Here is a 13,705-nt window from a genome sequence, read left to right on the forward strand (position 1 = left end):
CCTGCCCATGGCTTACGATCAGAAACGTGTTGTCGACGCCATCCGCGCCTTTGAGGCGGGTGAAATCGTCGTTGTGATGGACGATGACGGGCGTGAGAACGAGGGTGACCTGATCGTAGCGGCCGTGCACTGCACACCGGAAAAGATGGCGTTTATCGTGCGCCACACATCCGGCATTGTCTGCACTCCCATGCCGCGTGAGGAGGCCAAACGCCTGAATCTGAACGCTATGGTGGCCGAAAACGATTCGGCGCACACCACGGCCTTCACGGTTTCGGTCGATTTCAAGCATGGCACGACCACCGGAATTTCCGCTGACGACCGCACGCTGACAGTGCGCAACCTTGCCAACAACAATGTTGGCCCGCATGATTTTGTTCGTCCCGGCCATATTTTTCCGCTGATTGCGCGCGAAGGCGGCGTGCTGATGCGCTCCGGCCATACGGAAGCCGCCGTAGACCTCTGCCGTTTGGCGAGCCTTCCACCCATCGGCGTGATTTCCGAACTGGTCAACGATGATGGCAGCGTGATGCGCGGCCCGCAGGTGGCGGGCTTTGCCGAGGCCAATGGCTTGAAACAGGTGTCGGTGGCCGATCTCATCGCCTACCGGCAGCGCAAGGAAACGCTGATCGAGCTTGGCGACGTGTTTGATATTCAGACCCCGTTCGGCAAGGCGAAAGGGCATACCTACGCCCTGCCGTGGGACCCGATGCAGCATTTGGCCGTAGTGTTTGGCGATATTCGCGATGGCGTCGATATTCCGGTGCGGTTGCATCTGGAAAACGTTGGCACCGATGTGTTCGGCGCCAACCGGCCTGTCGAAGATTTCATGCGCCGTATCGCCGCCCATGGGCGCGGCATTGTCGTGTATCTGCGCGAGGGGTCAGTGGGGGTCGGGGCTTCGCATGAGGCGCGGACGGTCTCGCAGGACCGCGAGCATCATGACGAGGCGCGGGCACGCGAAAGCGAATGGCTGGAAATCGGGCTGGGCGCACAGATATTGAAAGATCTCGGCGTGTCCTCCATCCGCTTGATGGCCTCGCGCGAACGCCATTATGTGGGGCTGGAAGGGTTTGGTATCCGTATCAGCGAGACGGAGATTGTTTAGAGCATTTCCAGTGAAAACGGAGTTGTTTTCACCTCCGGACAATGCGACGAAACAGGGAGTTAGAGCATATTCCGAACGGAGCGAAGCGAGGATCGAAAAGAATATGCTTAAAATGAGCAATTAGAGCCAGCGCTCACCATAGCTCACATTCTCCACACCAATAAAACGAGCGATACGGGCGAGTTCGGCATCCAGACGGGCAAGCCTACCGGCGGAGGCGCGCACGCCCGGTTCCAGCCATAGCCGCCGCACCATGATGGTTCCGGCCTTGCGATCCGCCTTCATATCGACGCGGCCGATCATCCGGTCGCCCTCCAGCAGGGGGAAAACATAGTAGCCGTAAACGCGCTGCGCTTCCGGCACGAACACTTCGATACGGTAGGAAAAGCCGAACAGGCGCTCGGCCCGGGCGCGGTCGCGCAGCAGCGGATCGAAGGGGCTGAGCACCCGCAAGCGAGCGGGCGGCGGCGGTAGATCGGCAAAGCGTGTCTCGACATCGGCCCAGGCGAAGGCAGGACGAGGCTTCTGTCCATCGGCGGGCATAATGTCCACGTTCACCAGCCGGTGTCCGTTGGCAAGCACCCACTGCCGCGCTTCCACCGGCGTGATGATATCGAAAAAGGCGGCAATTTCACCCGGTGTGGCGAAGCCCAGACGGTCCAGCGCGGCGCTCGCGGCCCAGTCGATAAATGCCTCATGGCTGACAGACTGGTCGTAATGGTGGGCCGGAATGACCCGCTCCGCTAGATCATACACTTTCTGGAAGTTGACGCGGCCCGCAATCGACAACTGGCCGGTGCGCCAAAGATATTCCAGCGCGGTTTTGGCCGGATGCCACTCCCACCAGCCGCCGGAGACGTGATCATCCGGGGTCAGATGCCGCGCCATGACCGGGCCTTGATCGCGAATGCGCGACAACACGGTTTCGAACGCGTCCTCGAACCCCTCGCGCCGCCATTTGCGCCAGCGCTCCATCAGGACCGGCTGCTCGCGGGCAAATTTGTGCTTCCAGTAGGGAAAGAAGTTTGCCGGAATGATCGACGCATCATGGGTCCAATGCTCGAACAACGCCCCGTCTGTTTCCAGAAGCGCGGTCAGGTCCTCGCGCCGGTAGGTCTGGTTGCGGGCAAACAGAATCATGTGATGCGCCCGCTCAACCGTTCGGATGCTATCCACCTGCACGAAGCCGATCTGCTCTATAAGGCTCAACAGGCCCACTTTGCCAAGCTTTGCGGTGGGGCTGAGGCCAAGACCTTGCCGGTCCAGAAAGATGCGCCGTGCCTGCGTGTTCTCGATACGAATCGCCATGGCTCACTAGAGCATTTTTGGCGAACACATGTCCGCCAAAAATACTCTAACCTCTTGTTTTGCCGCATTGTAAGGACGTGAAAGCGATTCCGCTTTCACTGGAAATGCTTTATGGCCATGCTCCGACCAATCGCAAATGGCATTTTCTTGGGCTAAAGAGGTGCCTATAAGGACGGAAATGGACTGGGGTAATGACGCTTGGACATCTGCTTTACCAATGTGAGTGTGACCTACGGCAACCGCGTGGCGCTGCACCCGCTGACACTGACGCTGCGGGAGAGCCGCATCGGCATTATCGGCCTGAACGGCTCTGGCAAAACGACCTTTGCCCGGTTGATTAACGGGTTGGTAAAACCGGGGACGGGCACGGTCTCCGTCAATGGTCTGGATACGGTGACGGACGCGAAAGCGGTTCTGTCCACGGTTGGCTATATCTTTCAGAACCCGCAAAACCAGATCATCATGCCGATTGTCCGCGATGACATTGCTTTTGGGCTGAAAAACCGGGGGCTGAGCGGCACCGAAATGACAGCGCAAACCGATGCGGTGCTGGCGCGTTTTGGCATTGATCATCTGGCAGGGCGGCGCGCGCACGAACTGTCCGGCGGGGAAACGCAACTGGTGGCCATTGCCAGCGTCACCGTGACCGGCCCCTCGGTGCTGATTCTGGATGAGCCGACAAACCAGTTGGACCTGAGAAACCGCCAGCGTGTGGCCAAGACGTTGGACGCGTTGCGCGAACACGCCATCGTCGTCAGCCATGATCTGCCCTTGCTGGAAACATTCGAGCGGGTGCTGCTGTTTCACGAGGGGCGCTTGCTGGCCGATGGCGCACCGGACGCGGTGATTGCCGCCTACCATGAGGTCGCCGGATGCTGAAAAGCTTCTATGTCGAGGGGCAATCCTTTCTGCATCGCACACCGGTGCGGATCAAGCTGATTGCGCTGTTCATCGCGGGTATCGTGCTGGTTCCGCTAAAAAGTATTATGCTTCTCGGTCTCGCTTTCGCTGTCGCGCTGGGGCTTTATGCCAGTGTCGGTTTGCCCGTGAAAGAGGCTTTGTCCCGGCTGTCGTCCATGGTTATTTTGATCCTGTTGGTTGCTGTTCTGGTGTGGCTAACAGAGAGCGCGATGATGGCCGTTGCCGTGTTTTTGCGGCTTTTGGCGCTGGTGCTGCTGGCGGCCAGTGTAACCGCCACGACCACCATCAACGCATTCATCGAGGAAATCACCCGGTTGCTGATGCCGCTGGAACGGATTGGCCTCGTCAACGCTGCCGATATCAGTCTGGCCTTTGGGCTAGTGCTGCGGTTCGTGCCGGAAGTGGCTGCACGCTATCAAGCAATTCGCGATGCCCACACGGCACGGGGACTGAAAATGCAACCGCTGACGGTGCTTGGCCCCCTCATCATTCTTACATTAAAAGATGCTGAAACAATTGCGCTGGCTATTGACGCGCGCGGATTTCGCAGATCATAGATCAGTCTGGATTTAATAGATAATCGGGCGTTACCTCATGAAGACCTTCGATATTGTGCTGATCGCGCTGTTTGCCGCCATCTTTGTTGTGCTGGGCTTGATCGTGCCAATTCCTGTGCCGGGCATTGCTGTGCCAATTTCAGCGCAGAATATGGGCATCATGCTCGCGGGTTGCATTATCGGCGCCAAACGCGGCGCTCTCACCCTTCTGCTGATCCTGCTGATGGTGGCCGTGGGCCTGCCTATTCTGTCTGGCGGACGCGGCGGTCTGGCCGTTTTGGCTGGCCCAACGGCGGGTTACATCGTCGGCTGGGTGGTGGGTGCCTTTGTCACTGGCTATCTGGCGGAGCATCTGGTGCGGGAAGAGCAGAGCACACCCAGCCAGTATACAGGCTTCTTTATTGCATCGCTGGTTGGCGGTATCGCCGTAGTCTACCCCATCGGCATTCTCTGGTACGCCTATTATGCCAATGTCTCGTTCACGACTGCGCTGATCGGCAACCTGCCCTTCATCCCCGGCGATATCATCAAGGCGGTAATTGCATCTCTGGTGGCGCGCGCTGTTCTCGTCGGCTATCCACTGCTGCATCGCACAGCTTGAGGCGAAAAAACCTCTAGGCACCATCTCGACAGGGCGATGGCGGCAACTATAGTGGTTTGGATGGCAACTGTTCTCTACGAAAGCCCCGTATTTCTGCAGCACACTGTGCCAACCGGCCACCCGGAACGGGCGGACCGGTTGCGCGCACTTCACATCGCGCTGGAGCACGAGCGGTTTACCGGTCTTCGACGCGCTCCGGCTCCGCTGGCCGACGAGCGCGCAGTGCTTCTGGCCCATCCGGAACACCACTTGCTCGCCATCAAGGCTGCCATTCCCCATGACGGCATTGTGCAGATCGAGGCCGATACGCATGTCAGCCCTGCCAGCCTTCAGGCAGCGCTGAGCGCCATTGGCGGGGCCTGTGCGGCGGTAGATGATGTGTTTTTGGGCCGGGCCACCAATGCATTTGTCGCGTGTCGCCCACCGGGGCACCATGCTGAAAAAGACAAGGCCATGGGCTTTTGTCTGTTCAACACCGTGGCGATTGCCGCCCGCCACGCACAGACTGTACATGGCGCCAAGCGTGTAGCCATTGTGGACTGGGACGTGCACCACGGCAATGGTACACAGGATATTTTTGCCGACGATCCATCGGTTCTGTTTTGCTCGACCCATGAAATGCCGCTCTATCCCGGCACCGGCCACGCTGAAGAGACCGGCTGTGGAAACATCGTCAATGTGCCTCTGCCCGCGTATTCGGGCAGCGAGGTGTTTCGCGCGGCGTTCATCGACAAAGTTCTGCCCGCGCTGGAACGATTTGAGCCGGACGTCCTGCTGATTTCGGCGGGCTTTGATGCCCATCATCGCGATCCGTTGGCAACGCTCAATCTGGTGGGGGAGGATTTTGACTGGGCAACGGCTCGGCTGATGGAGATTGCCGGGAAAACCGCACAAAACAGGTTAGTCAGCGTGCTGGAAGGCGGTTATGATCTGGAAGGCCTCGCCGAATCGGCGGGTCTTCATATCTTTCGACTGATGAGAGGCTGATTGTTCATGACTTCAACACCCAACGCTGCTGCACCGGACGTCTCAGGCCTGTCATTCGAGGCGGCTGTGGATGAGCTGGAAAAAATCGTGGCGCGTCTGGAGCGGGGCGATGTGGCGCTGGATCAGTCCATCGAGATTTATGAGCGGGGCGAAGCCTTGAAAAAGCATTGCGAAACGCTGCTGAACGCTGCGGAAAACCGTATTGAGAAAATCCGTCTGGACCGGGCTGGAAAACCGGCTGGCGTGGAACCGCTGGATGGCGAATAAGTGTTTCCCTCTGGTTTCTTTTGAATTCAGCCATATTTGACTGTAATAGGCTAAATTCACGCACATATGCGTAACATGATCATCCGTATGCTTCGCCAGTGTGCGAAGATTGAGGCCAAGCGTGACACAACTGCCCAAAAATTCCTCCGCCGTCCATATTGGGCCAGAGACGCCGCTTCTCGATCAGGTGCATTTTCCAGCAGACCTGAAAAAGATTGACGACAAGGATTTGCCGCAACTCGCAAGCGAACTGCGGGCGGAAATGATCGACGCGGTATCGCGCACCGGCGGGCATCTGGGCGCGGGTCTTGGTGTCGTGGAATTGACCATTGCCATTCACAAGGTATTCGATACCCCACACGACCGCCTGATTTTTGACGTCGGTCACCAGTGTTATCCGCACAAGATTCTGACTGGGCGACGCGACCGCATCCGCACACTGCGGCAGGAAAATGGCCTTTCCGGCTTTACCCGCCGTGCGGAAAGCGAATACGATCCCTTCGGGGCCGCACACTCCTCAACATCAATTTCCGCCGGTCTCGGCATGGCCGTGGCGGCCGATCTGTCCGGCACGCCGCGCAATGTCATCGCCGTGATTGGTGACGGTGCCATGTCGGCGGGCATGGCGTTTGAAGCCATGAACAATGCGGGCGCGCTCGATGCGCGGCTGATCGTCATTCTCAATGATAACGACATGTCGATTGCGCCGCCGACCGGTGCCATGAGCGCGTATCTCGCCCGGCTCGCCTCCGGGCGCACCTATATGGGTATGCGTGATATCGGCAAGAAGCTGACCTCTTACCTCGGCAAGAAGGTGGACCGGGCCATCACCCGCGCCGTGGAACATGCGCGCGGCTATGTGACCGGCGGCACGCTGTTCGAGGAGCTTGGTTTTTACCATATCGGCCCGATTGACGGTCATTCGCTGGAGCATCTTTTGCCCGTATTGCGCAATGTGCGTGACAACTCCAAGGGCCCCGTGCTGATCCATGTGGTCACACAGAAGGGCAAGGGTTACGCGCCGGCGGAAGCGGCTGCCGACAAGTACCATGGCGTGAATACGTTCGACGTCATCACCGGCGCGCAGGCGAAGGTGAAGCCCAACGCACCGGCCTACACCGCCGTATTTGGCGATGCGCTGGTGCAGGAAGCGGGCTTTGACGACAAGATTGTTGCGGTCACCGCCGCCATGCCGAACGGCACCGGGCTGGACAAGTTTTCGCTTGCGCACCCCTCGCGCTGTTTTGATGTGGGCATTGCCGAGCAACATGCCGTAACGTTCGCCGCAGGTCTGGCAGCGGAAGGCTATAAGCCGTTTGCGGCGATCTACTCCACCTTCCTGCAACGCGCTTACGATCAGGTGGTGCATGATGTCGCCATTCAGGGATTGCCGGTGCGCTTCCCGATTGACCGTGCCGGTCTGGTGGGGGCCGATGGGCCGACCCATGCGGGCTCGTTCGACACGACGTATCTAGCGACCCTGCCCGGTTTCGTGGTGATGGCGGCAGCCGATGAAGCGGAACTGAAACACATGGTGCGCACGGCTGCGGCCTATGATGACGGGCCGATTTCCTTCCGCTATCCACGCGGCGAAGGCGTGGGCGTCGACCTGCCTGAGCGTGGCGACATCCTCGCCATTGGCAAGGGCCGCGTTTTGCGCCAGGGCAGCAAAATTGCGCTGCTGTCCTTCGGCACACGGCTGGCCGAATGTCTGGCAGCAGCGGAAGATCTGGAAGCCGCCGGCTTGTCCACCACGGTGGCCGATGCCCGGTTTGCCAAGCCTCTGGACCACGACTTGATCCGCCAACTTGCCCGCCACCATGAGGTTCTGGTGACGATTGAAGAGGGTGCGGTGGGTGGATTTGCCAGCCATGTGCTGCAGTTTCTGGCGACCGATGGCCTTCTGGACAACGGGCTGAAGGTGCGCCCGCTGGTGCTGCCCGATATCTGGATGGATCAGGCCAAGCCCGATGTGATGTATGCCAAGGCGGGACTGGACCGGGCTGGCATTTTGAAAACCGTGTTTGGTGCGCTTGGTCAGGGCGATGTGCGCGCTGCCGGACTGGACTCGTTTCGCTAGAATTTGATCGGGAGCGCTCCGCGAAGAGGCTCCCGACCTATCGTTTATTTGACCATGTGCCAGACGCCGCCCATGCCTTCGCCTTTGGCATCGCCCGGCTTTTTGTCCATCGCAAAGGTGTAAACTGGTTTGCCTTTATAGGCCCACATGTCGGTTCCAGCGGTACTTTTAACAACAGACCAGTCCCCGCTTGGCTTTGCCATGCTGCCCGCCATGAACGGTGGCCATTTTTTCATGCAGTCGGCGGCACAAGCCGATTTTCCCTTCATATCCTTATCGAACGTATAGAGCGTCATGCCCTTGCTATCAGCAAAGACGCGACCAGCCTGGGTGTCCATCATTTTTGCGGGCTCTGCCGCAAAGGCACCCATGGTCATCAGAGTAACAAGTGCTCCGGTTATAAAAATCAGTTTCATTGTCTCTCTCCCATTGAAGCAGGTAGGATTGCCCGCTCGTTTCCAGAATTGCGCCTGCTTCTCATCCGAATTGAGGCAGCATCGCGGGAAAAACACTTGCCACCCAACGGCTGGCGAGTCATGAGAGGCTCATGTCAAACGAACCTAAAACAGATACCCGCCTCGATCAGTTGATTTTGAACCGGGGCCTTGTGGCCAGCCGCTCGCGGGCGCGCGATGCCATTGCCCGGGGCACGGTGACGGTTGACGGGCGGGTGATCACCAAGCCCAGCGCAACCTTTGCCGAGGGCGTGACGGTGACGATTAACGATCCCGCGCAGGACTATGTGTCGCGCGCAGCGTTGAAGCTGGTGGCGGCGCTCGATCACTTTGCATTGGACCCGACCGATTGCGAATGCCTTGATATTGGCGCGTCCACCGGCGGCTTTACCGAAGTGCTGCTGAAGCGTGGCGCGGCCCACGTCATCTCGGTGGATGTGGGGCACGGACAGTTTCATCCACGCTTGCAGAGCGACGCGCGGGTAACAAGTCTGGAAGGGCTGAACGCCCGCGTGCTGGACGAGGACAATCTCGACGGGCGCGAGATCAGCTTTATCGTCTCCGATGTGTCGTTTATCTCCCTGAAACTGGCACTGCCGCCGTCGCTGGAACTGGCACAGCCGGGTGCTACTTGCGTGCTGCTGGTCAAGCCGCAGTTTGAGGCGGGGCGGGATGCGATCAGCAAGGCAGGACTTTTGAAAGACCCGGAGACCGCGCCTGCGGTCGCCGCCGAACTGGAGCGCTGGCTGACGGAAGATATGGGCTGGCAGAGCCTCGGTCTCATCCCCTCGCCCATTACCGGAGGTGATGGGAATGCGGAATTTCTGCTGGCGGGCCGTAAGCCGTGAGCGTGGAAACGGTCACCATAGAGCGGCTGGGGCTGCATGGCGATGGCGTCGCGCCGGGGCCGTACGGTCCGGTGCATGTGCCGTTTACGCTGCCGGGCGAGACCGTTTCCATTGCCGTTAATAAGACCGAAGGCACGGTCATGTCGCAGCGTGACTTTTCGCCCGCGAGACAGACCCCGCCGTGCCGCCATTTTGGCCCCGAGGGCAAGAATGGCACCTGCGGCGGCTGCAACCTGCAACACGCCAATGACGAAACATACCACGCGTTCAAACGCAGCATTGTTGTCGATGCGCTGAAATCCAAGGCCCTTCCCTTGCATGTAGAGCCGCTGGTGATTGCCCGGCCCGGCGAGCGGCGGCGGGCGGTGTTGACCGTGCGGCGGCTGGAGAAGGAACTACTGCTGGGCTACAGCCAGGCGGGCAGCCATCACATCGTCAACATCGAGGAATGTCCCATCGCCAGCCCCGGCATCGTCCGGCGGCTGGCAACCATACGCACGGTAGCGTCCAGCATGGCGGTGAATGCCGATCCGTTTCGCGTGGTCGTGCTGGAAACCTTGAGCGGACTGGATCTTGCCTTTGAAGGCATCAAGGGCCTGTCCGACCGCCAGCGCCGCATGGCGATTGAAACGGTTCTGACACTTCCCGGCATTGCACGCCTGTCATTGAACGGCGAAATTTTCGTTGAGCCGCAAAAGCCGATGCTGGATTTTGGCGGCACACTGCTCTGTCCCCCCGCCGGTGGCTTTACCCAGGCCACGAGGCAGGCCGAAGATGCCATGACCGGGCTGGTGCTGACGCACCTCAAAAAATGCAAACGGGTCGCCGATCTGTTTTCCGGATCTGGAACCTTTGCGCTGCGGCTGGCCCGCCAGTCACGGGTTCATGCGGTTGAAGGGGAAGAGCGTGCCCTGAAAGCACTGGACGCCGCAACGCGCGGTGTGCCCGGCCTGAAACCGATAACCACCGAAAAGCGCGACCTGTTTCGCCGTCCGCTGATGGCAAGTGAGCTTAAGGTCTTTGACGGGGTGGTGTTTGACCCGCCGCGTGCCGGTGCGGAAATGCAGGCCAAAGAGATTGCGAAATCCGGCATAAAGCGGGTGGCCGCCGTTTCGTGCAATCCGATGACGATGGTGCGGGATCTGCGCATTCTGTTCGATGCAGGCTACACGATTGCGTCGGTTACGCCGATTGACCAGTTCCTGTGGTCACCACATGTGGAAGCCGTGGCGCTGCTGCAAAAGTAGCGCCACGATTTCACGGTTTACTGGTTCAGGAACGCCAGCAGATCGCGGGTAAATTGCTCCTTGTGCGTGGCAAACAGCCCGTGCGGCGCGCCCTCATATTCCAGATACTGCGCCCCGGCAATTCCGACGGCGGCCTTGCGACCGGACGCATCGACCGGTACGGTCTTGTCATCAGAGCCGTGAATGATCAAGGTCGGTACGTTGAAGGACGCCAAATCCGGCCGGAAATCCGTCGAGGAGAAAGCCTGAACGCAAGCAATCGCGGGCTTGAGTCCGGACATAATGGCCGTGTTGAAGGATGCCTGCAGCAACTCGTTACTGACCGGGCTGGACAACAGGCCAACGCCGTAGAAATCCTTGAAGAAGCCCGCAAAAAACTTTGCGCGGTCTTCTTTAAGGCCATTCAGAATATCATCGAAAACCGATTGCGGTACACCATCGGGATTGTCCGAGGTCTGCAACATATAAGGTACGACAGAAGCAATCAGCCCGGCCTTGCTGATATTCTTACCACCATGGCGGGACATGTAGCGCGCCACCTCGCCGCCGCCCATGGAAAAGCCGATAATGGCGGTATCGGTCACACCGGTGGCTTCAATCACATCCGCCAGATCATCGGAGAGCGTATCGTAATCATAGCCGGTCCATGGCTGGTCCGAACGGCCAAAGCCGCGCCGATCATAGGCGATCACGCGAAAGCCGAAATTGGCCAGCGCGAAGGCCTGATCGTCCCAGCTATCGGCAGACAGCGGCCATCCGTGAATGAGAATAACGGGACGGCCAGAGCCCCAGTCCTTGACGTAGAGTTCATGCCCATCACGCGTTTTGATCTTACCCATGAGTCATCCTTTCGTCGTTGAGACAGAAGAAACCCGGCACAGTAATGTTGGTTCCTAGACCTTTTTTAAGAATGTCTGAAATGCCGCTTTCGCTTCATCACTTTGTAAACGCTCGGTAAAGCTTGCGATTTCCGCATCCATGCGAGCCAATACGGGGGCGATGTCGCCCCGCAACAAAGCGCGCGCGGCACGCAGCGCTTGTGGCGGCTTGGCAGCCAGTTGGCTGGCCAGTTTCAGCGTTTCCGCTTCCACACTTTCGGCGTGCTCCAGCCGAAAGACAAGCCCGGCCTGCAAAGCCGCATCCGCATCAAATGGCTCTCCGGCAACCAGCAGGGCAAAGGCGCGCTGATGGCCCATGAGACGCGGCACCAGCAGACTGGAGGCGGCTTCCGGCACCAGTCCCAGATCCACAAACGGCGCGTGAAAGACGGTTTCATAGGCGGCAATCGTCAGATCACAATGAAGATGGATGGTGAGACCAATGCCAACGGCGATGCCCGCCACACCGGAGAGAAGCGGCTTTTGCGCCTGCACCAGCGCTTTCAGAAAGGTGATGGCGGCATCATCCATCGTGCCGCTTTGCGCAAAGCCAACGAAATCGGCAATATCGTTACCGGCGGAAAAGCAGGTTTCCGACCCCAGAAACACCACCACATGGGTGGCGTCGTCTTCATTGGCGTGCTCAAGCGCGTGCGTCATCGCGCGGTACATATCGGTGGAAATGGCGTTCTTCTTATCCGGGCGGTTCAGACGGATAATGACAACGCCGGGATGCTCGTCCGGGTGTTCAATTTTGATGAAGTCAGTCATGCGGGTTCCAGACTTGACAAAGCGGCGGCAAGATCGTCTGCGCCGTGGATGACACTGTGGCTCAGGCTTGAGGTTTCACGCAGCAGATTGGCGGCAAAGAAGGTGTAGAGCCCGTTTCGGTTCGCATCGACATCCGCTGCCTTTGCGAGATAGATCCCTGTCAATGTCAGCCCAAACAGACGCAGATACGGCGTCGCGCCAAAGAGCGCAGCGTCCCGCTGCCCACTTTCCAAGGCGGATAACAGCCATTCGGTCGCCTCGGTGAGGTGATCCAGTGCGGCGGTCAGCTCTGTGCGTTGCGAGACGGCGCGCAACTCCGCGATAAAGCCGCGCGCGGCCTCGCCGCCGGAAAGCGGCAACTTGCGGGTGACAAGATCAATGGCCTGAATGCCGTTGGTGCCTTCATAAATCGGGGCAATGCGCGCATCGCGAAGCAGGCGGGCAGCACCGGTTTCCTCCACATACCCCATGCCGCCATGGACCTGAATGCCGAGAGACGCAACCTCCACGCCGATATCGGTGGCGAAGGCCTTGGCAATGGGGGTCAGCAAGCCGGCGCGGTCCCCATGGCCGCTGTCGATGGCGTGGGCGCAGGCGTAGGAGATGGCGCGGGCACCAAAAGTCAGCACCTTCATCGTCAGCAGCATACGCGCCACATCCGGGTGATGGACGATGGCCTGCCCGCTCTGGCGGCGCTCCTGCGCAAAGGCCAGCGCTTTTTGCGTAGCCGCTTCGGCAATGGCGACGCCTTGCATGGCGACCGCCAGCCGCGCATTGTTCATCATGGTGAACATGCAGGCAAGGCCCCGATTTTCCTCACCGATGAGATAGCCGACAGCGCCTTGCTCATCCCCAAAAATCATCGTGCAGGTGGGCGACGCGTGAATGCCAAGCTTATGCTCCAGCGCATGGCAAAGGAGATCGTTGCGGATGCCCGGCGACCCATCTGCATTCAGCAGATATTTGGGCACGAGAAACAGCGAGATGCCGCGCGTTCCCTCCGGTGCATCGGCAAGGCGCGCCAGCACCAGATGCACGATGTTATCGGTGACCTCGTGATCCCCCCAAGTGATGTAGATTTTCTGTCCGAAAATGCGGTAACTGCCATCGGCGTGGCGCTCGGCGCGGGTCTTGATCTGCGACAGGTCGGACCCGGCCTGCGGCTCCGTCAGGTTCATGGTGCCGGTCCATTCGCCGGACACCATTTTGGCGAGATAGAGCGCCTTGAGTTGCTCTGACCCATGCTTGTCCAGCGCTTCCACGGCACCCATGGTCAGCGTGGGGCAGAGCGCAAACGCCATGGCACCGCTGTTCCACATTTCCAGCGCTGCCACATTCAACATATGCGGCAAATCCTGCCCGCCGAAAGACTCCGGCGCGGTCAAGCCATTCCAGCCGCCCGCGATCCAGCGGTGGTAAAGATCGGCCCAGCCATCCGGCACACGCACCTCGCCCTCCGCCAACCGCGCGCCCTGCGCATCGCCAATGGCGGCAAGCGGCGCAATCTCGTCGGACGCGAAGCGGCCCGCCTCTGTCAGAATGGCGGCTGCGGTATCTGCATCCAGATCCGGGAAACGCTGGTCCAGCAGGCTAGGGAAACCAGCGATAGCGGTGAGCGTGAAAAGAATATCGTCAACCGGTGCCTTGTACATCGAGCCTCCCTCCCGTCCTCTTAAA

The 13,705-nt window shown here is 59.4% G+C and carries 14 protein-coding genes; 9 read left to right on the forward strand and 5 right to left on the reverse strand.

Annotated features, from left to right (window positions below; genetic code table 11):
• Positions 1-7: 7 nt before the first annotated feature.
• Positions 8-1,108 (forward strand): 3,4-dihydroxy-2-butanone-4-phosphate synthase, encoded by a 1,101-nt coding sequence (ribB, locus tag IFT84_RS01925; protein ID WP_192116950.1) that lies wholly within the window; start codon positions 8-10, stop codon positions 1,106-1,108.
• Between the two features lie 120 nt (positions 1,109-1,228).
• On the opposite strand, the gene IFT84_RS01930 is transcribed toward ribB, so the two are convergent.
• Positions 1,229-2,416, reverse strand: a complete 1,188-nt coding sequence (locus IFT84_RS01930) for a winged helix-turn-helix domain-containing protein (protein ID WP_192116951.1) — start codon at positions 2,414-2,416, stop codon at positions 1,229-1,231.
• A gap of 198 nt (positions 2,417-2,614) precedes the next feature.
• Here IFT84_RS01930 and IFT84_RS01935 point away from each other — a divergent pair, with 198 nt between their 5' ends.
• The 6 genes from IFT84_RS01935 (at position 2,615) to dxs (ending at position 7,829) form a co-directional block, all read left to right on the forward strand.
• A complete protein-coding gene (locus IFT84_RS01935) occupies positions 2,615-3,295 on the forward strand; it encodes an energy-coupling factor ABC transporter ATP-binding protein (protein ID WP_192116952.1) in 681 nt (226 codons plus the stop codon).
• Complete coding sequence (locus IFT84_RS01940) at positions 3,289-3,894, forward strand: energy-coupling factor transporter transmembrane component T family protein (RefSeq protein ID WP_192116953.1); 606 nt, start codon at positions 3,289-3,291, stop codon at positions 3,892-3,894. Before IFT84_RS01935 ends, IFT84_RS01940 begins: the two co-directional genes overlap by 7 nt.
• Positions 3,895-3,931: 37 nt before the next feature.
• Positions 3,932-4,495 (forward strand): biotin transporter BioY, encoded by a 564-nt coding sequence (locus IFT84_RS01945; protein WP_192116954.1) that lies wholly within the window; start codon positions 3,932-3,934, stop codon positions 4,493-4,495.
• Between the two features lie 60 nt (positions 4,496-4,555).
• Positions 4,556-5,482: a histone deacetylase family protein gene (locus IFT84_RS01950; protein WP_192116955.1), complete on the forward strand. Its 927-nt coding sequence runs from the start codon at positions 4,556-4,558 to the stop codon at positions 5,480-5,482.
• A 6-nt stretch (positions 5,483-5,488) separates the two neighbouring features.
• Entirely contained in the window at positions 5,489-5,749 is a 261-nt protein-coding gene (locus IFT84_RS01955) for an exodeoxyribonuclease VII small subunit (RefSeq protein ID WP_192116956.1), read from the forward strand.
• A 121-nt stretch (positions 5,750-5,870) separates the two neighbouring features.
• Positions 5,871-7,829, forward strand: a complete 1,959-nt coding sequence (dxs, locus tag IFT84_RS01960; protein WP_446737555.1) for a 1-deoxy-D-xylulose-5-phosphate synthase — start codon at positions 5,871-5,873, stop codon at positions 7,827-7,829.
• Between the two features lie 44 nt (positions 7,830-7,873).
• Here the strand turns inward: dxs and IFT84_RS01965 are convergent, their stop codons facing one another.
• Positions 7,874-8,245: a COG4315 family predicted lipoprotein gene (locus IFT84_RS01965; RefSeq protein ID WP_192116957.1), complete on the reverse strand. Its 372-nt coding sequence runs from the start codon at positions 8,243-8,245 to the stop codon at positions 7,874-7,876.
• Between the two features lie 131 nt (positions 8,246-8,376).
• Here IFT84_RS01965 and IFT84_RS01970 point away from each other — a divergent pair, with 131 nt between their 5' ends.
• Together IFT84_RS01970 and IFT84_RS01975 are read left to right on the forward strand one after the other, a co-directional pair.
• Positions 8,377-9,132: a TlyA family RNA methyltransferase gene (locus tag IFT84_RS01970; RefSeq protein ID WP_192116958.1), complete on the forward strand. Its 756-nt coding sequence runs from the start codon at positions 8,377-8,379 to the stop codon at positions 9,130-9,132.
• Complete coding sequence (locus tag IFT84_RS01975) at positions 9,129-10,379, forward strand: RsmD family RNA methyltransferase (RefSeq protein ID WP_192116959.1); 1,251 nt, start codon at positions 9,129-9,131, stop codon at positions 10,377-10,379. The genes IFT84_RS01970 and IFT84_RS01975 overlap by 4 nt, the downstream gene beginning before the upstream one ends.
• Positions 10,380-10,396: 17 nt before the next feature.
• On the opposite strand, the gene IFT84_RS01980 is transcribed toward IFT84_RS01975, so the two are convergent.
• The 3 genes from IFT84_RS01980 to IFT84_RS01990 are packed head-to-tail and all read right to left on the reverse strand — an operon-like array spanning position 10,397 to position 13,680.
• Positions 10,397-11,218 (reverse strand): alpha/beta fold hydrolase, encoded by an 822-nt coding sequence (locus IFT84_RS01980; protein ID WP_192116960.1) that lies wholly within the window; start codon positions 11,216-11,218, stop codon positions 10,397-10,399.
• A 54-nt stretch (positions 11,219-11,272) separates the two neighbouring features.
• Positions 11,273-12,028, reverse strand: a complete 756-nt coding sequence (locus tag IFT84_RS01985) for a crotonase/enoyl-CoA hydratase family protein (RefSeq protein ID WP_192116961.1) — start codon at positions 12,026-12,028, stop codon at positions 11,273-11,275.
• Entirely contained in the window at positions 12,025-13,680 is a 1,656-nt protein-coding gene (locus IFT84_RS01990) for an acyl-CoA dehydrogenase (protein ID WP_192116962.1), read from the reverse strand. The genes IFT84_RS01985 and IFT84_RS01990 overlap by 4 nt, the downstream gene beginning before the upstream one ends.
• Positions 13,681-13,705: the final 25 nt, after the last annotated feature.

The sequence above is a fragment of the Rhizobium sp. CFBP 8762 genome (genome assembly GCF_014841565.1).
Lineage (GTDB): Bacteria > Pseudomonadota > Alphaproteobacteria > Rhizobiales > Rhizobiaceae > CFBP-8762.